The sequence below is a fragment of the Mycobacterium sp. RTGN4 genome (assembly GCF_033804635.1).
Taxonomy (GTDB): domain Bacteria; phylum Actinomycetota; class Actinomycetes; order Mycobacteriales; family Mycobacteriaceae; genus Mycobacterium.
Genome location: NZ_JAPZLB010000017.1, coordinates 13,008 through 31,454 on the forward strand (window position 1 = coordinate 13,008; position 18,447 = coordinate 31,454).

The following is an 18,447-nucleotide window of genomic DNA, read 5'->3' on the forward strand; positions in this document are numbered from 1 at the left end:
TGCCCACCCTATGAACGGTGCCTGATCAGTTCCTGTGAGGGAATAGCCGCCCGGGCTCACGGGTCGTAGCTGTCATGACGGTCACTTCACGGGCAGTGCAATTCGACGAGTACGGCGACATCGACGTGCTCAAGGTGCGTGACGTGCCGCGTCCGGTACCCGAAGCCGGGGAGGTACTCGTCGCGGTGAAGGCCGCAGGCATCAATCCCGGAGAGGCGATGATCCGGCGCGGCTTCCTGGAAGATCGCTGGCCCGCGACGTTCCCCTCCGGCGAGGGCAGTGATCTGGCCGGGGTAGTCGCCGCGATGGGCGACGGCGTCGACGGTTTCGCGGTAGGCGACGAGGTACTCGGCTTCTCGCTCCGGCGCTCGAGTCATGCCGAATTCGTCACGGTGCCTGCCGATCAGTTGACGCCAAAGCCCGTCGCCGTGTCGTGGGAAGCGGCAGGTGGCCTGTATGTCGCGGGCAGCACCGCCTACGCCGCCGTGCGCTCGGTCAACCTCGTCGCCGGGGACGTCGTCGCCGTGTCGGGCGCCGCGGGAGGAGTGGGCACGATCGTCGTCCAGCTCGCCAGGCGTGCAGGCGCGACGGTGCTCGGGATCGCCGGTCCGACGAACGACGAGTGGTTGTCGGCGCACGGGGCGATTCCCGTCAACTACGGCGACGGCCTGGCTGACCGATTGACGGCGGCCGCGCCCGGCGGGCACGTCGACGCGTTCCTCGACCTGTTCGGCGGCGGATACGTGAAGCTCGCCGTCGACGAATTGGGCGTCGCGCCCGGGCGGGTGGACACGATCATCGACTTCGCTGCCGTCGAAGAGTTCGGAGTGCTGTCGATAGGCAGCGCCGACGCGACCACGGCTGCCGTGGTCGCCGAGCTAGCGGAACTGATCTCCGCTGGCGATCTGGAGCTCCCAATCGCAGAGGTGTTCCCACTGGATCGGGTTCGGGATGCCTACCGCTCGCTCGAGGAACGCCACACCCGCGGCAAGATCATTCTGAGCACGGGCCGATGAGCTTGTCGGACAAAGTCGTTGCGATCACGGGTGCCAGCAGCGGCATCGGAGCGGCGACCGCTCGGCTGCTTGCCGCACGCGGTGCCGCGGTGGTGCTCGGAGCGCGTAGGACCGACCGGCTCGATCAGGTGGCCGACGAGTTGCGGGCCGACGGCGCCTCGGTCCTGACCGTGACCACCGACGTCACCCGGCGGGAGGATCTGCAGCGCCTGGTCGATCGGACGGTCGAACAGTTCGGCAGACTCGACGTGCTGGTCTCGAATGCGGGCGTCGCCAGTCTCGGCCCAGTGGCCGATGGCGACGTCGATGGGTGGTTGGCGATGGTGGACGTCAATCTTCATGGCGTGATGTACGGCATTGCGGCGGCCATGCCGGTGTTTCGGAGCCAGGGCGAAGGCCACTTCGTGACGACGGTGTCGACGGCCGGGCTCAAGATCGTGCCTACCATGGCCGCCTACGCGGCCACGAAGAATGCGGTGCGTACGTTCATGGAGGCGCTTCGTCAGGAGTCCACGGACGGTGTGGTGCGCACGACGTCCATCTCGCCGGGATACGTCCGCACCGAGTTCCACTCCGAGGACTTCGGGCTGCCGGCCGATGCCGTCGCCAGAGCCATCGCCTTCGCCATCGAACAGCCGCACGACGTCGAGATCGGCGACATCACCATCCGCCCGACCGTTCAAGGCTGACGCCGCACCCTCAAATGCCCTGGGCTGCGGACAAGTAAGAAGCCTGCCGCCCAGGGGGGTGACGGCAGGCTCCTTGGTCTTGCGGGCTGTCAGGCGGTGGCCTGAGCCCCCAGCGTGCGCTGGATGTCAGGCAGCATCTGTTGCAACTGCTGACCCCAGTAGCCCCAGCTGTGTGTGCCGGTGGCCGGGAAGTTGAACACTCCGTTGGTGCCACCCGCCGCGATGTAGTTGTCGCGGAACGTCTGGTTGGTCCGCAACGTGAACCCTTCCAGGAACTGTGCCGACATCAGGTTGCCGCCATCGGTGCCCGAGTCGAGATCAGACGGCGTACCGGTGCCGCAGTAGATCCAGACGCGCGTGTTGTTGGCGACCAGTTGGTTGACGTTGACCATGGGGTCGTTGCGCTTCCATGCCGGGTCACCCGACGGACCCCACATGCTCTCGGCGTTGTAGCCGCCTGCGTCGTTCATCGCGAGCCCGATCAGCATCGGCCACCAACCCTCGGACGGATTGAGGAAGCCCGACAGCGAGGCCGCATAGGTCCACATCTGCGGGTGGTAGATCGCGTAGGTCAGCGCACTTCCGCCGGCCATCGAAATGCCGACCACGGCATTGCCGTTCTGCGAAACCCCGTAGTTGCCTTCAAGGAAGGCGGGAAGCTCCTGGTTCAGGAACGTCTCCCACTTGTAGGTGTAGTCCTGCCCATTGCCCTGCGAAGGCCGGTACCAGTCGGTGTAGAAGCTCGACTGACCGCCGACGGGCATGACGACCGAAAGGCCCGACCCGTAGTACCACTCGAACGCCGGGGTATTGATGTCCCAGCCGTTGTAGTCGTCCTGCGCGCGCAGACCGTCGAGCAGGTACACCGCGTGGGGTCCGCCGCCCTGGAACTGCACCTTGATGTCGCGGTTCATCGACGCCGAATGCACCTGCAGGTACTCGACCGGTAATCCCGGCCGCGAGAACGCTCCTGCGGTCGCCGAACCCCCCGCGAAGCCAATCAGCCCGGGCAGCGTTACGGCCGCAATGGCCCCCACCGCCAACCGGCGAAACCACTCACCGCGAATCTTTCCGATGAACTTCATAACGGCAAACAACCCCTTTTCCTCAAGTGCCTAAAAGCAATCACCGTTGCTTTGCGAGCGTTAGTGAATCACGTCCATGTGGTTCATTCGCCACGTCAACGCCGACTCGTGACATCGCATTTGGCTAACGATCAGGACTCGGCGCAGAGACCTCACAGGCCCACGGAAGCTCGATCCGCGGTGTGACCTGTGTGAATGAAGTGGTTACTGGGACTGGCCGTGGACTACGACGGGCGCGGCCCAAGTCGCTGCAATTGAGTGACGTGGCGGGGCTCCAACTCGTCCAGACTCGTCACCCCGAGCAGCCGCATAGTGCGGTTCACCTGCGACGACAGTATGTCGATGGACCGCTCGACGCCCGCCTCGCCGCCGGCCATCAATCCGTACAGGTAGGCGCGCCCGACCAAGGTGAAGCGCGCCCCGAGCGCGACCGCCGCCACGATGTCGGCGCCCGACATGATCCCGGTGTCCAGCAAAATCTCGCACGTCGCGCCGAGCTCCCTGGCGACCGACGGCAGCAAGTGGAACGGAACCGGCGCACGGTCGAGTTGGCGACCGCCGTGATTGGACAACACCAGTCCATCCACGCCGAGCTCGGCCACAGCTTTGGCATCGTCGAGCGTCTGAATCCCCTTGACCACCAACTTGTTCGGCCACTGCGACTTGATCCACGCCAGGTCGTCGAAGGTGACGGTGGGATCGAACATCGTGTCGAGGTACTCGGCGACCGTGCCGGGCCAGCGGTCTAGGGAAGCGAAAGACAATGGCTCCGTGGTCAATAAGTCGAACCACCAGCGCAGGTGCGGCACCGCATCGAGCACGGTGCGCAATGTCAACGTGGGCGGAATGGACATGCCGTTGCGGGTGTCGCGTAACCGCGCACCTGCCACGGGCACGTCGACGGTCACCAGCAGGGTGTCGTAACCCGCGGCAGCCGCACGCTCGACCAGCGCCATCGACCGGTCCCTGTCCTTCCACATGTACAGCTGAAACCAGTTGCGGCCATTCGGGTTTGCCGCGCGCACCTCTTCAATCGACGCGGTGCCAAGCGTCGAGAGCGAGAACGGAATCCCGTGACGTGCGGCGGCCCGGGCGCCTGCCAGCTCGCCTTCGGTGTGCATCAGTCGCGTGAAGCCCGTCGGTGCGATGCCGAACGGCAGCTCGACTCGATCGCCGAGCACCTGTCTACCGGTGTCCACCGCGGCGACGTCGCGAAGGATGGTCGGATGAAACTCGATGTCGCGGAATGCTTGTCGCGCCCGGCTCAGCGAGAGCTCGTCCTCCGCCGCCCCGTCGGTGTAGTCGAACGCGGCCTTGGGCGTACGACGTTTGGCCAGTCGCCTCAGGTCTTCGATGGTCAACGCGGCCGCGAGCCGACTCGCGGTCAGGTCGACGCGCGGCTTGCGAAAGCCGATCAGCGGGGCCAGGTCGCGTGGTCGCGGAACGCGTCGCCTCATCGGCGTGCCTAGTCGGTGGCCGCGGCGAGCGCACGCAGCACGTCTTCGTGTCGTTCTTCGATAGTGCGGCCGATCTCCTGGAGCAGCAGCGGCTTTCGCATCACCAGTTCCTCCATGTGCTCACGCTCGATCTGCAACACCGTGACCTCGTCGACGGCGTAGGCACCCGAGGTCACCGCCTCGCGGGTCAACGCGGTCGAACCGATGAAGTCGCCCTCCTCGACGATGCGCACCGGCACCATGGCCCCGTCCTCGGCCCTTGCGGTGAGCCGGACCCGGCCGTTGACGATGAACGTCATGCGTTTGGGTATCTGACCGGGGAATTGGATGGTCTCCTCGGCGCCATACCGGGTGATTCGCACGTTGGGGAGCAGATCCTGCTGCTCGGCCTCGCTCAGCCTGAGCGTCGGCGCGAGGATCCGTAGCGACGTGGCCGCACGTTCCGACGTGGCGAAGTCGTCGTCAGCCTCGTCGAGATGCATCCCGGCGCGCCGGGATGCGTACCAGGCCCACCGCAGGAATGTCGCCCTGGCCGGGCCTCCGTCGGCGGGGGAGCGCAGCGGAATCGAGGTCTTGTACTCGCCCGCGCCGGCCACCACGCTGGACGGCACCGCACCAGGGCGCAGATGGGGCAAGGTGCCCGCCACGCGGACGAGCATTCCGCACACGTCGTCTGGGGGATCGTTCGGGCTGAACAGGGTGACCACCGCGATCGAGTGCTCGCCGGGTGGGCGGCTCAGGTTGGCGAATGACGCCCCCGCCAACACCGAGTTCGGGATGATCTGCAGGCCGCTGCCGGTATCAATGTGCGTGGCACGCCAGTTCACCTCGACGACCCGACCACGCGCCGACGGGGTGTCGACCCAGTCGCCGAGTTGGAACGGCTGCTCGAACAGCAGCAGCAGTCCGGAGATGATCTGGCCGACGGAGTTCTGCAGCGTCAGGCCCAACACGATCGACGTGATGCCCAGCGCGGTGAACAGCCCACCGACGTTGGCACCCCACACGTAGGAGAAGATGATTGCCAGCCCGATCGCGATGACCAGGAAGCGAGCGACGTCGAGGAAGATCGACGGAATTCGCTTGCGCCAGGAACCTTCCGGCGCGCCCTGGAAAAGGGTGGCGTTGAGCCCGGACAGCACCAGCACCAGCAGGACGAAGCCGAGCACGGTCGACACGATGCGGACAGGCGTGGCCTCTGCCGAGACCTGGGTGGCCTTGACGAGCAACAGGAGCAGCGCCGCCAGCGGCAGAATGTAGTTGCGTACCACGCCGACTGGACGAGCCAGCGCGCTGCCTCGCCTTGCCAGCGCGACTCGTACCTCGGTGAGCACGACGAGCATGATCGGGAGGCCAATCGCCACGCCGACCGCCCAGTAGAACCAGGACGAGTCCACCACCTGCGTCACGAGGGTCGCTCCGACAGGCGCCAGATGGGCTGAGCTTCACCTCCGACGACGACCTCGCCCCCGGCGGTGAAGGTGCGGCTGTCACGCATCGCGTCGTAGACATCCGACGTGACGTACACGCCGGGCTGCGGCGAACCGCTCTGCACCTGGTATGCGAGATCGACTGCCGCGCCCCACATGTCGTAGGCCAGGCTCGTCCTGCCGACCAATCCGCTACTCACCTTGCCGGTGTCGATGCCGGCCCGCAGCCTTAGGGACTGGCCCGCACCGCCGTTGAACCGGTCAACGATCCGTTGCATTTCGATGGCGAAATCGACTGTGCGCCGGACGTTGTCGATGCGCGGCACGTTCAACCCGCAACTGGCCAGGTAGCCGTTGCGCAACGTGCGGACCCGCTCGATGCCGAGGCTCTCGGCCGCCGAGTCGAACTGCCGCACCAGCTTGTTGACGATGGCGAGCGATTCTTCGGACGTCAGATCGGCGGAGAGTTCGTCGAGCCCGACGATGTCGGCGAAGATCACCGTCACGTCCTGATGATCCTGAGAGATGGTCTCCTCTCCCTCGCGATAGCGCGCCACCACCTGCTCGGGCATCAACGACAACATGATGCGGTCATTCTCCCGCCGCTGTTCGTTGAGCAGGTCCTCCTTGATTGCCAGATTGCGGCTCATGTCATTGAAAGCCACTGTGAGGTCGCCGAATTCGTCGCGGGACACTACGGGAATGGTCACTCCGTACGCACCAGAGCTGATCTGCTGCGCGCCGCTTTCGAGTCTTCGGATCGGGCGGACGAACAGCCGCGCCAGCAACATTGCGGCGATGCAGACCGCGAAGATGATCCCCGCCGTCGACAACACCAACCTCCTGGTGAACGCCGACACCGGGGCAAAGGCCTCGGACGTGTCGATCTTGGCGACCACGGCCCACCGCAGCCCGGGAATCTCGGCGGGCGCGTAGGCCTGCAACGTCTCGTGCCCGAGGTAGTCGTCGGCGATCAGCGTGCCGCGCTGACCCTGCTGCGCCAGCTTCGTGGCGTCGGTCGCGACGGGCTGCACCAGAGTCGTGCCGTGCTGGCGGATCGCACTGTCGGCGACGTCTGGAGGGGTACCGGCTTTCACTACGTCGCGCTTGTAAGTTTGCGGATCCTCGAGGAACAGCCGGGAATTGGATCGCATCAGATCGTCGGGACCGACGATGAACGTCTCGCCGGTCGTACCCATGCCGGACTCCTCCCAGCGTCCATCCATCGTCATGAGCTTGTTGATCTTGGAGATCGGGAATTGCAGCGCCAGTACGCCTTCGACCCTGCCCTGCGGTCCGACGGGTGACATGAACCACGCCGTGGGCTCGTCCGCAGGCTGGTAGTCGCCGAAGTCGGTGAGGCCGACGTAGTCGACGGTGTTGGAATCGATCGCCTTCTGATAGGCGCTGCCGAGCTCACTACCCCGATAGGGACCGTTCAGGACGTTGGTGCCGAGGTCCACGCCCTTGTAGGCGCTGTAGACGACGTTCCCGCGGGTGTCGAGCAACAGCGCGTCCTCGAAGTCGAAGCGCGTCACGATCTCGCGGAAGAAGTCATTGAACCGTGCGTTCGCTGCCGACCACGGGCTGCCGTCGTGAGCGTCGTCGAACTTGATCGCCGCGTCCCAGTCGGCGGTCGGCTTGTCGTAGTCACCGAACGGGACGGTGTAGTTGGCCTGCAGGTAGCGCTGCGCGTTCGACGTGGGCACCAACGCGGCGACGCTGACGTCGTCACCTGTCTGCGCCTTCTCGTCCTTCGCGAATCGTTTGGCGTAGTAGTCGTCGAGCGACTGCTGCTGCGCCGGGGCGATGGTCGATCCGGCGAGCTGGTCGAAACCCGCGGTGAACGACTCGATGGCCTGCGACGCCGTCGATCCCCGCGAGTAGATCACCAGGGAGTTCTTAAGGTCAGCGATCCCGGCTTGCAGCTGCCTGCTCTGCGACTGTCTGATCTCCGTCAGCCGATCGAACACCGATGTGCGCAGCGAGCTGCGCCCCGACTGGTAGCCGATGGCGCCCACGATCGCCGCCGAAAGCACGCTCGTCAGGAGCAGCATCACCAGGAGCTTGGACTGGATGCTGACCCGCGACATCAATCGGCGTCGACTCCGCTTCGCGGACTCGGTGGAGTCGCTCAGCTCGTGGCGCGGGGTGTCTTCCGTCGTGGTCGTCATCGATTGCAAAGACTAACTCGCAAAACGCGCTGGTCGGCCCGACTCCGTGAATGTCGAACGGCCGTCGGGCTGCGGAATCCTCGTTAGACGACGAGGACGGCCCAGCCGTGCGGCTCGACATCGAGCACGTCGACGACGGCCTCGGCCGGGGCACCAGAACCGGCGACGATCCGGGCGCTGTCGATACCGAACTCCGACAACGACATCCGCAGGGGCGAGTCGTCGACGTTGAGTGCGACGACCAGCGCACTCTCGTCCGCGCTCGTTCGGTAGACGTATTGACCGTTGGTCAGGTACAACGCCGACGTTTTCGCCGCATGTAGCCACGGATGGCGACGGCGTAATCCGATCAGATGCTGATGCAAGCGGAACGCGTCGTGCCCCAGGTGTTCCGAGTCCTCCGGGCGCGCAGGGAACTCGGGCCGCACCGCGTCGTCGCCTCCGAAGCGTTCCTCCTTGACGCCGCGATACTCCCATTCGTCGCCTGCGTAGACGCTCGGCGTTCCGCCGACGGTGAGCATGAGCACCAGCGCGTGCTCGACGTGCCGGACGTCGTCGAGGCGGCTGGCGATGCGGGTGACGTCGTGATTGCCGACGAAGGTCAGCGGCACGAAGGCGTCGAGGAACTGGTCGTGCCTGCCGAGTGCGTGGTCGAGCTCGTGGAAGTTGGCGTCGTTGAGGCTGCTCCAGACTGCCTTCCACAACTCGTACTGGGTTACGGAGTCGAACGTGGACGCTGACACGGTGGCGGCATAGTCGCCGTGAATGACCTCGCCGACGAACCATGCGTCACCGAATTCGCGCCGGACCCGCGGCAGCGCCTGAGCCCAGAACTCGTCGGGTACCGCGTAGGCGGCATCGAGCCGCCAGCCGTCGGCGCCGCGACGCAGCCAGTGCGACATGACGTCGACCACGTAGTCGATCACGTCGGGATTTCCGTGGTTCAGCGTAGGGAGTCCATCGTGGCCTTCGAACATTGTGAAACCGTTGCGCCCCTTGCGGAACCACGAATCGTCGCCACCGTGCAACGCATCCTGATACCGGCCGAAGTCAGTGCCGACGTGGTTGAAGACGCCGTCGAGCAGCACTCGAATCCCACGCTCACGGGCCTGCGCAATCAGGTGGTCGAAGTCGGAGTCGTCGCCTAGTCGCGGATCGATGGCGTAGTGGTCGGTGGTGTCGTAGCCGTGGGTCCGCGAGGCGAATACTGGTCCCAACGCGATACCCGACGCCCCGAGTTCTAGCGCGTGATCGAGCCACGCGGTGACCCGGCCCAGCCGGTGCTCGTCGACCGTGGGTGCGGGATCAGCGGGGAACGCTCCGGTGAAGCCCAACGGATAGACCTGCCACCAGATCGCGTGCTTGACCCAGTCGGGTTCGTGCGTCACGACTTGAACGCAGTCTCGTAGAGCGCCTTCATTTTGTCCTCGAATTCTGGTGCGGGCCCTGCGAATTCGATGCTCGGTGCCACCTCGGAGATCGGCAGCGGGGCAACGGGGGAGGGCGCTACGCCCCAGCCGGTGAGCCAGCCGTTGAGTTGAGCGGTGGAGGTCGCGTACACGATGCGGCCGAGGCCCACCCAGGCGTGCGCTGCGGCGCACATCGGACAGTGCTCGCCAGACGTGTAGACCGTGGCGCCGGCACGTTCGGCGGGCGTGAGGTTCGACGCGGACCAGCGGGCAATCGCGAACTCAGGGTGCTGGGTGTCGTCGCCGTCCTTGGTGAGGTTGAGTTCCTCGATTCGGACCACGCCTTGGGCATCGACGAGCAGTGACCCGAACGGCTGGTTGCCGCCGTCGAGGGCCTCCTTCGCCAACTCCACGCAGCGGCGCAGGTGTGGGAGGTCGTCATCGCTGATGGCCACAGCCGGAGTGTAATCGGCGACGTGTCGCCGACGGCCCAACGTCAACGGGTAGCAGGCCAGCCCGAGCAGAAGGGCGCAGAGGTGTCCCAGCGACGTGAAATTGGTGCGGACGACCAGTGCGGCGACCGCAACGGCGAGGAGCGCACCGAGGTAGAGCCAACGCCAACGCCTCGGGATTCGGTAGAAGAGCAGCCCCGCGATGCCGACGACGAAATAGCTCACGCCGACGTCGCGGGCGTCGACCAGGCGCGGGGAGGCCTTGGCCGCCCGAATGGTCCAGTAGAGGTAACCCTCGCTCAAGATGGTGGCGCCGAGGTGACACACCAATCCCGCGATCAGCCAGCGCAGATGACCGAGCCAGCGTTCGGCCGGGGCCAGGAACAGCGTGAATATCAGCACGTACGGCCACCAGTAGCTGCCGTCGATCCACAGCAGGCTGTTGACCAGCACCCGGAGCGGATCGGACGCCAGGTGATGCAGGTTCGTCGACGTCGACTGCAGCAGCGTGCGCAACAACCGCGCGCTCAGCGAGTGCTGCACCAAGGTCGTCGCCAGTAGTACGACGAGCCAGGCGTAGGTCAGTGGAGCACTCCGCACGTAGCTTCGTACCCGACCCCACGCATCCCTCACGTTCACCGACGATAGAGAACGCCCGACCGCGATGAGTTCGACACGCGCAGGGAGTCGTACTCGGGATGACGCTTCGAACGCTCAGCCGCAGCAGCCGTGCTCGCCAATGTCCACGCGACAGGCGCAGGACGCCACGATCGGCACGTCGGCACGAGCCTTCACAAGTTCGAGTTGCCGCCCGATGATGATCGCTTCCGCGTCGCGGCCCAGCTTCTGCAGACATTCGTGATACCCGTGCAGACTCCAGACGTTGCCCGGGTGCTGAGCGGACCTGCTCAACGTGGCATCCAAGCCGAGGTCGGCGGCGTACACCTTCGCGGCTTCTTCGACGTGGCCCTGCTCCAGCAGCAGCGCACCGTATGCGTGCCGGGTTGGCTGCATCCATCCCCACGGCTCGTCGTATGGCAACGCGTCGTCGAGTTCGATCGCCCGCCGCAGGCTGGTGAACGCCTCGTCGAATCGCCCTTCCCGGTAAGCGATTTCGCCATCCAGCATCGCCTCGCCGACCGCGAGAATGTCGCGGCTGGTGTTGTTGAACAAGTATCGGCTGTTGGGGATTCGGGCGTATGCCGCCGCAGACGCCTCGCGTTCGGCCCTGGCCTTCGCCAGGTGTCCCTTGGCGGAGTGCGCCACGCCGCGGCCGTAATGGATGGTGGCCGCGGTGGTGCAGTACAGGTCGAGGTCGTCCGGCACGGGCTCGGCGATCAGCTCGTCCCAGCGTCCGAACCGGATGAGCACGTGAGTTCGCAACGGCACAAACGCCTCCAGCCAATCGGCCATGGGCGGAGACTCGATCGCCAGTAGCTCCGGAGTGAGTTGGCTGGCGAGCTCGTCGGCCGCCTTCAACGCCACCCTGGACTGGCCCTCGAACATCGCCGAGTAGACCACGAAGTGCAGATCGTGTGCCCGGTACAGCGAATAGAAGTTCAGCGGGCCCTCCCGATCGACGAACCGCCGATCAGCCTCTACTGCAAGCTGATTCGCGACGACGGAACTTCGATAGTCGCCACACAGCACGTCGATGTGACTGGGCATGTGCTGCAGGTGACCCGCATCCGGCACCAGGCCGCGGAGCAGGTCGGCCGCGGGCAGCGCCGCTTCGGGATGCGCGGACATCTCCATGGCGTGGAGGTAGAGGTGCAGCACTCCTGGGTGGGCGCGTCCGACCTCGGTCGCGAGCACGTCGTCCAGGATCTGCGTGGCCTCGACGACGCGCGAGCCCGCCGCGGGTTGCCCAGTCTTGGTGTCCCACAACGCCCACGCGCTGACATTCATCAAGGCGTCGGCCGCCAGCGCCTGCACGTCGACGTCACTCGGATGGGCCCGGGCAAGCTCTGCCATGGCGTCGGCGTAGCGTGCGTGCCCGCCCAAGAGCGCGTCGGTGTCGTCCGGGTCGTCAGTGGGGAAGCGGGCGCCCAGCGCCTCGATCAGCCCGCGTTCGACCACCGTCGCCCGGCCCGTTGCGGCGAGCCCGAGTTCCACGCGCGCCCTGGCCAACGAAGCGGCCAGGTCGACGGGGTCGAATGCCTCCCACGCCTTGTTGTAGTTCGGGCCGATGGCATAGGCGATACCCCAGCGCGCGACCGCCAACCCGGGGTCGAGGGCCAGCGCGCGTTCGAAGCAACGGATGGCCTCTTCGTGGTTGAACGCGTATGCCCAGACCAGGCCGCGGTCGAACCACACCTGGGCCTGGACCGACGGCGTCTCAATCGACCGGTGATAGGACCCGAGGTCGTAGTACGGCTCGGTCTCGTCCGGACCGGCGGACGCGGTAGCGGTCATGACTGGAACGATAGGTGGTCCAGACCTTGGGGGCGAGCACTGCGCTCATCGCGAGCATGAATCCCGCGGCACCCCAAATCGCCAGGGTGACAATCGGTGTCAGCACGCCGTTGCCACCGAAGTATTCGATGCTACGGAGCAGTGCGACGCCCGAGCCCTGCGGCACGATCGCGTTGAACAAGGTGTAGAAGCCCGAGAGCAGCGGTTTGCCGACGGGGCCTGCGGCCGCGGCGTTGCCGACGATCACCAGGAACAACGTCACGACCACGGATGCGACGGCGCCGAACGCCGCGGCCACCCCGGTGACCGCACCACCCACGGCCATGGCGTAGAGCCACAGCGTGCCGAACACCTGCCAGGTATGGCCGGTGAGCGCGCCGAGTGCGCCGTCCACGTAGTACGTGACCGCGCCGGCCAACACGCCTGAGTAGGCGGCCAGACTCAGGGTGCGCCAGGCGAGCGTCGCCGGCCTGCGCACACTCCCCATCATGATCCCGAAGGCGCTGGCGCCCAGGGTGGCGCCGATGGACAAGAAGATGACGGCGTAGAACTCGACGGTGCCCTGAGGATCGGCGGGCGAAGTCGGGGCGACGTCGGTGACGACGGGGGTCAGGCCCGCCTTGGCGGCAATCCCGCGGCCGACGGTCTCGGCGGCGTTGGCCACGCTGCGACCGCCACCGCCCGCCACGTAGACCTTCAGCTCGCCGCGTGGGTCGACGACGAACGCGGCGTCGGCCGTGCGTTCGTGGACCCGGTCGCGCGCCGTCGCATCGTCGGCGACCTGGGTGACGGTCAGCGTCTCCTGGCCACGGATGCCGTCGACGAGCTGCTGCGGCCCTGCCACGGCGACCGCCATGTGGTGAAGTGTCGGCTTGGCGAACGCGCCCGAGTAGCTCGCGATCATGGCGACGACGAAGAGCGTGAGCGCCGCCATGGCCAACGCCATCTTGCGGACGTCATTCCGGGATACCCGGCGGTTGGACAACGTGTCCTCGATTGAGTGGTGCTTGCCCACGGCGAATCCTTTCTAGGTCAAACGTTTTGGGGATCAAACAGTGGTGGCGGGTAACCCGAGTAGCGCGTCGACGGTGTCGAGCGCAGCGGTCACCCTGCCGCGAAGGTCGGTGGCGTCGGGGTCTTCCATCCAGGACCGCAGCACTTCCTGGAATCCGCCGACCAGGAAGCGGCTGACCGCGTCGGGCCCGATGTCGGCGATAGGGCCGACTACGCGCATGCCCTGGGCGGCGATCTCCTCGCAGGCGGGTAAGAGCTCGGCGCGAAACGACGCCACGACGCGCTGGGTGACCGCGCTCGGTACCACGTTGCGGTACATGGTCCGGTGGTCGGCGGCGAACGCGAACAGCCCGACGATCCGCGACCGCGCGTCGCCTCGGAGGTCGGCCGCAGCAGCCGCGAAGGCCACGGCGAACGCGGTGGCGATGGCGTCGTCGCGATCGGAGAAGTGTTGGTAGAACACCTGTCTGCTGACGCCGGCGCGCGCTACCAGGTCGCCGACGGTGAGTTCGTCAACGGGTCGTTCGTGTGCCAACACGAAGGCGGCGTCTCGCAACAGGGTGCGGACGCGTTCGGCGCGGGGATCTGCGCTTTGCGTGCGTGCGGCCATGACTCATAGCGTAAGGCAGTTCGTAGACAACTGACCACGAAATATTAGGTTATCTAAGACACCTGTCGTCAGGGGTGTGACCTGCGCCGCTCGACGTCAGATGGTGTGAAGCACCACGGCGGCGACCGACAACGCCAGCCCGATTGCGGCGGGTATCGACTGATCCGCGCGGTCGGAGGCCCGGACGTGACTGACGATGGCGCCGACCGACAGCAGCGCCAAACCCGTGGCCGCCGCGATGCCGAGCGGCGGCCACCACAGGCCCGCCAGCACGCCGATGACGCCGGCCATCTCGAGCAGCCCGATCCCGCGCCAGTTGGTCGCCGAGATGCCGAGGTGATCGCGGATCTCGAGCGACTGCCGCACGCCGAGTAGTTTGATCGCACTCGCGAACCCGAAGAGTGCCGCGAGCAGAATCGTCACGATTACCGTTGCCAGCGACATGGACGTCGTCATGATTCGTTCACGCTAGTGACCTGGCGACCGCAGGAGGCGGAAATGATCCGATGCGTCCGATTGTGGACCGGCCACGACGACACCTCACACGTCGCCGTCGGCCGCCTCGACATGGCGCCAGGGCGCAATGCCGACCTGGTGTCGGCCGCGATGTCGGCAGCACACGTCACCGTCGAGGAGACGGCGGGCGGAGGAGCACTGGCGTGGCACACCGCACCCGTCCGCCAGCTGGTCGTGACGCTCAGCGGCACACTGCTGTTCACCACGCGCGACGCCGAGGAGTTCATCCTTGCGCCCGGCGACGTCCTGCTCGCCGAGGACACCGAGGGCTCAGGCCATCAATGGCAGCTGCAGGGCACCGATCCGTGGCGCCGGATGTACGTCGTGCTAGCGCCGGGCACCGAAGTTCCGTTCCTGCCCAACTAACTTCCCTACGCGAGGTCAGTGGCCCGCCACGACGTCGGCCTCGTCCACCTCGACCGGGTCCTTCGACCCTGGCAGGAAGTAGTAACCGAGGCACACGACTCCGAAGAACAGATAGCCAAGGGCTACTTGCGGATTGGCCGCCCAAGCCACCTCGGGCGCATGGATCAACCCGATGAAGGAGAGCACGGCGCCGACCGCCGACGCGATGGCCGCGTAGAGGAACTTCTTCTCGAGGATGAACGCGACCATGGTGCCGAGCACCAGGCCCACCAGCACCGCGCCTTCACCCAGGGTCTGAAGCCCCTCATAGACGACGCCTGCACCGTTCAGCTTGTCCATTCCCACGCCGGCCGCCGACGTGCCCGCGGCGTTGAGTGCATTGTCGATCAAGCCACTGGCCCACTGCGCCAGGTTCGGCAGAATAGCGGCCACCACCGCGACGGCATGCAGTCGTGGTACCGCCTGGAAGGCCTGCGCGCCGATCAGCAATCCGATGTAGAGCAAGATCGGCACGATGGCCGGCACCGGTAGCAGCGCATCGAGCACCCCGAAAAGCCCAAGGAAGCAGAAGATTCCGATCACCACACCGCTGGCCAACGAGTAGCCGGCCCGGCCGCCCGCGTCCTTCCAGCCGGGATGACCGATGTAGACCGCGGGCGGGAACGGCGAGCCGAACGCCGAACCGATGCAGGCGCCCGCTCCGTCGGCGAGCAGCACGCTGCGCAGGTTGTAGTTGTCTCCGGCGGCGGCGGCACTCTCCACGTTGCTCATCGCCTCGGTGAAGTTGTAGACGCCCAACGGTATTGCCGTGCCGAGCAACGGAGCCAAGTGCGCCAACCCCGAGAACAACATGTCGAGCCGCAGATCGGGCACGCCGATCGCGATGTCCGACACCGCCTTCGCGACGTCAGGCGCCGACATGTAGCCACCGATCCAGCCGATCGCGGTACCGACGAGCAACGCGGCCAACCCGACCGGAATGCCGAACGGCAACTTCATGTCCGTGAAGAATCCGATGAGAATGATCGCCATCACCGGCAGGCCAATCCAGGCCACCTCCCACATCTGCGCGGCGGGCCTCATCGAGATGAACGTGAGCGAGATGCCCGCCAGCGTGCCGAGCATCGCGGCGCGCGGCGTCAGCTTGCGGATGTATGGGCCAACGAAGGCGCCGATCATCACGATGACACCGATCATGAACGCCCAGGCCAGCCCAGCCTGCCAGGCCTGCATGGCATCCTTGGTGTTCAAGTAAACCGGCAGCATCACGACGAACACCACGATGAACATGTGTGGCACGCTCGGCCCGTATGGCAATGCCGTTACATCGGAACGGTTTTCGCGGCGCGCCAGCCGGCGGGCCAGAAACGTGTAGTACAGGTTGCCGAGGATCAGTGCGACACCGAGCGCAGGCAACACGGTGCCGAGCACGTCGCCCGCCGGGACCTTGACCACGCCGATCATCAAGCCGGTCAGGGTCAGTACGTTGACCAGAATGTTGAATCCGAGCCCGAAGAACGCGTTGGTATCGCCGCGCGTCCACCACGGGATCGACAACGACGGCTCGGGTTCCGGTGGGTTGGCGGGGGGATCGGCGGGGGTTTCGGTGACGTCGGTCGACATGGTGAACGTCCTTTCAGACCTGGGAAAGGGGAGCGCTGGTGAGCTGCTGGAGCGCAGGAATGACGACGGCGCTGTCGGCGACCCAGCCGAAGATGCCGCCCTGGGCCTTGATCATCTCGAGGCCGACGCGTTGAAAATCGGGGAAGTACGAACCGACGCAATCGGATACGACCAGACATTCATAGCCCCGGTCGTTGGCCTCCCTTGTCGTGGTGTGCACGCAGACTTCGGTGGTGACGCCGGTGACGAGGAGTTGGGTGATGTCCGCGGCGACCAGGATGTCCTGGAGTTCGGTGGCATAGAACGCACCCTTGCCCGGTTTGTCGATCACGACTTCGCCATCGACGGGTGCCAATTCGTCGACGATGTCGTGGCCGTACTCGCCACGGATCAGGATGCGGCCGTACTTGCCTGGATCACCGATGCGCTTCGACGGCGCACCGCGGGTCAGCTTGGCCGGTGGGCAGTCCGACAGATCGGGCTCATGCCCTTCGCGGGTGTGAATCACCATGACACCCGCCTCGCGCGCCGCGTCGATCAGCGCCGCGAGGGGCGGTACCACCTTGAGGAGTTGGCCGACGTCGTTGCCAAGGCTCTCGCCGAATCCACCTGGTAACAGGAAGTCCCGCTGCATGTCGATGACGATCAGCGCGGTCTTGCCCGGCTTCAACGAGAATGCCGAAGGGGCTGCCGGCACAGAAACGGATGCACTCATGAAAGCTCCTCGGATGTCGTGGGGGAGTGGGATGTGAAGGGCGCCAGCGCTGGAGCGTGGCTGACCACGCGCGGCTCGTCGAGAATCTGAGCGGCCAACTGCAGCACGGTGTCGTCGCTGCGCGCGGCACCCAGCAGCATCGCGCTGTACGGCCTGCCACTGGCGGTGACTCCGAGCGGTACGGCGGCGCCGACCAGATCCAACAGGTTGCCGAAGTGGGTGTAGTGACCGAGCATCGTGTTGCAGTCGATGGGCCTTGCCAATACCTCGTCGACCGTGAAGGTGGTGCCGATGGTGGGCACGACGAGCACGTCCATGTGCTCCCACAACCGCCCGACGACCGCCTTGAGCTCCTGCAACCGTTGCAATGCAGCGAAAGCGTCGACGGCCGTGTACTTCTCGCCACTGCGGAAGATGTCGCGCACCACGGGGTGGATCGACTCGGGCTGCGCGCTGAGAAAGTCGCCGAACTCGACGAGTCGTTCGGCGACCCAGGGGCCTTGGTAGAGCAGGGCGCCCGCGGCCAGAAACGGCGCGAGCGAAACGTCGACCACGGTGACCTGCCTGGCCAGGTGGTCCCGAAAGCCGAGGTGGGCTGCGCGCATTTCGTCGTCACCGAAGAACTCGAGTTCGTCGACGGGCGGAAGGCCGACACGCATCGGCGACCCGCCGTAGCGCGGTCCGCGGTCCCGCGACCAGGCGTCGCCTTCATCACGGGCGACCATGACGTCGAGCACCCGGTCGACGTCGTCGACGCAACCGGCCATCACGCTGATGCAGTCCAGCGACTTACACGCGGGCACCAACCCGACCGTGCTGACGAGCCCGCGCGACGGCTTGAACCCGACGACGCCGTTCAGCGCGGCGGGCACCCGGCCGGAGCCTGCGGTATCGGTTGCGACGGCGAACGGCACCTGACCGAGCGCGACAGCCAGCGCCGAGCCGGAACTTGAACCGCCGGAGATCATTTCGGTGCCGTACACGCTGCGCGGCACGGGATAGGGAGTGCGCGTGCCGTTCAGGCCGGTGGCGAACTGATCCAGGTTGGTCTTGCCGACATACAGTGCCCCCGCATCCAGCAGTCGCTGCACCGAGTGCGCCGTTGTCGACGCCACGTAGGCGTAGTCCGGGCAGGACAGCGTCGTCGGTACCCCCTCGACGTCGATGCTGTCCTTGACCCCGAACGGCACTCCGTAGAGTGGCAATGTCCTTGCCCCGGGCCGACTCTCGATCTCGGCGGCCGCGGCGAGCAGTTGCTCGCGGCCAACCGTCGACAGCCAGGTGCCGTCGTCCCCGCGAGCGGCGATGGCATCGGCGACGCGCAGCGCGGTCTTGGTCGGCGAGCCCGTTCCGCTGGCATGTGAGGCCAGCAGCTCCGCCACCGACGGGCCTATCGACGGTCCGTGCGTGTTATATGCCATGTCTGTCGATTGTCGACAGAATCATGGCGATCTCGGTACGGCTGTGTGTCGATCG

General features: G+C 66.1%; 16 protein-coding genes. 3 read left to right on the forward strand and 13 right to left on the reverse strand.

Going from position 1 to position 18,447, the window contains the following annotated elements; all coding sequences use genetic code 11:
• Positions 1–74: 74 nt before the first annotated feature.
• Both SLQ30_RS27760 and SLQ30_RS27765 read left to right on the forward strand, forming a co-directional pair.
• Positions 75–1,016 carry an NADP-dependent oxidoreductase gene (locus SLQ30_RS27760; protein ID WP_319450147.1) on the forward strand — a complete coding sequence of 314 codons (942 nt, stop codon included), beginning with the start codon at positions 75–77 and terminating at the stop codon, positions 1,014–1,016.
• Positions 1,013–1,705 (forward strand): SDR family oxidoreductase, encoded by a 693-nt coding sequence (locus SLQ30_RS27765; protein WP_319450146.1) that lies wholly within the window; start codon positions 1,013–1,015, stop codon positions 1,703–1,705. Before SLQ30_RS27760 ends, SLQ30_RS27765 begins: the two co-directional genes overlap by 4 nt.
• Positions 1,706–1,794: 89 nt before the next feature.
• Here the strand turns inward: SLQ30_RS27765 and SLQ30_RS27770 are convergent, their stop codons facing one another.
• From SLQ30_RS27770 to SLQ30_RS27820, 10 genes are all read right to left on the reverse strand, one after another.
• A complete protein-coding gene (locus tag SLQ30_RS27770) occupies positions 1,795–2,790 on the reverse strand; it encodes an alpha/beta hydrolase family protein (RefSeq protein ID WP_319450145.1) in 996 nt (331 codons plus the stop codon).
• A 224-nt stretch (positions 2,791–3,014) separates the two neighbouring features.
• Positions 3,015–4,247 (reverse strand): alpha-hydroxy acid oxidase, encoded by a 1,233-nt coding sequence (locus SLQ30_RS27775; protein ID WP_319450144.1) that lies wholly within the window; start codon positions 4,245–4,247, stop codon positions 3,015–3,017.
• Positions 4,248–4,255: 8 nt separating this feature from the next.
• A complete protein-coding gene (locus tag SLQ30_RS27780; RefSeq protein ID WP_319450143.1) occupies positions 4,256–5,656 on the reverse strand; it encodes a mechanosensitive ion channel family protein in 1,401 nt (466 codons plus the stop codon).
• Complete coding sequence (locus SLQ30_RS27785; RefSeq protein WP_413468200.1) at positions 5,653–7,851, reverse strand: adenylate/guanylate cyclase domain-containing protein; 2,199 nt, start codon at positions 7,849–7,851, stop codon at positions 5,653–5,655. Before SLQ30_RS27785 ends, SLQ30_RS27780 begins: the two co-directional genes overlap by 4 nt.
• An 83-nt stretch (positions 7,852–7,934) precedes the next feature.
• A complete protein-coding gene (locus SLQ30_RS27790; RefSeq protein ID WP_319450142.1) occupies positions 7,935–9,239 on the reverse strand; it encodes an alpha-amylase family protein in 1,305 nt (434 codons plus the stop codon).
• Positions 9,236–10,351: a rhomboid-like protein gene (locus SLQ30_RS33190; RefSeq protein WP_413468201.1), complete on the reverse strand. Its 1,116-nt coding sequence runs from the start codon at positions 10,349–10,351 to the stop codon at positions 9,236–9,238. The genes SLQ30_RS27790 and SLQ30_RS33190 overlap by 4 nt, the downstream gene beginning before the upstream one ends.
• Positions 10,352–10,426: 75 nt before the next feature.
• On the reverse strand, positions 10,427–12,127 hold the full coding sequence (locus SLQ30_RS27805) for a tetratricopeptide repeat protein (protein WP_319450141.1): 1,701 nt from the start codon (positions 12,125–12,127) through the stop codon (positions 10,427–10,429).
• On the reverse strand, positions 12,051–13,142 hold the full coding sequence (locus SLQ30_RS27810; protein ID WP_413468202.1) for a hypothetical protein: 1,092 nt from the start codon (positions 13,140–13,142) through the stop codon (positions 12,051–12,053). The genes SLQ30_RS27805 and SLQ30_RS27810 overlap by 77 nt, the downstream gene beginning before the upstream one ends.
• 33 nt (positions 13,143–13,175) lie before the next feature.
• Entirely contained in the window at positions 13,176–13,751 is a 576-nt protein-coding gene (locus SLQ30_RS27815) for a helix-turn-helix domain-containing protein (protein WP_319450140.1), read from the reverse strand.
• Between the two features lie 96 nt (positions 13,752–13,847).
• Positions 13,848–14,207 carry a DoxX family protein gene (locus tag SLQ30_RS27820; protein WP_319450139.1) on the reverse strand — a complete coding sequence of 120 codons (360 nt, stop codon included), beginning with the start codon at positions 14,205–14,207 and terminating at the stop codon, positions 13,848–13,850.
• Positions 14,208–14,249: 42 nt separating this feature from the next.
• Between SLQ30_RS27820 and SLQ30_RS27825 the strand changes: the two genes are divergently transcribed.
• Positions 14,250–14,633, forward strand: coding sequence for a hypothetical protein (locus tag SLQ30_RS27825; protein WP_319450138.1), 384 nt, complete (start codon positions 14,250–14,252; stop codon positions 14,631–14,633).
• Positions 14,634–14,648: 15 nt separating this feature from the next.
• Here the strand turns inward: SLQ30_RS27825 and SLQ30_RS27830 are convergent, their stop codons facing one another.
• Genes SLQ30_RS27830 through SLQ30_RS27840 form a run of 3 tightly spaced genes read right to left on the reverse strand, consistent with a single transcriptional unit; the run spans position 14,649 to position 18,392 of the window.
• The gene (locus tag SLQ30_RS27830) at positions 14,649–16,256 is read right to left on the reverse strand and encodes a regulator (protein ID WP_319450137.1); all 1,608 of its coding nucleotides are present in this window, start codon (positions 16,254–16,256) and stop codon (positions 14,649–14,651) included.
• A 13-nt stretch (positions 16,257–16,269) separates the two neighbouring features.
• On the reverse strand, positions 16,270–16,971 hold the full coding sequence (locus tag SLQ30_RS27835) for a cysteine hydrolase (protein ID WP_319450136.1): 702 nt from the start codon (positions 16,969–16,971) through the stop codon (positions 16,270–16,272).
• A complete protein-coding gene (locus tag SLQ30_RS27840; RefSeq protein ID WP_319450135.1) occupies positions 16,968–18,392 on the reverse strand; it encodes an allophanate hydrolase in 1,425 nt (474 codons plus the stop codon). Before SLQ30_RS27840 ends, SLQ30_RS27835 begins: the two co-directional genes overlap by 4 nt.
• Positions 18,393–18,447: the final 55 nt, after the last annotated feature.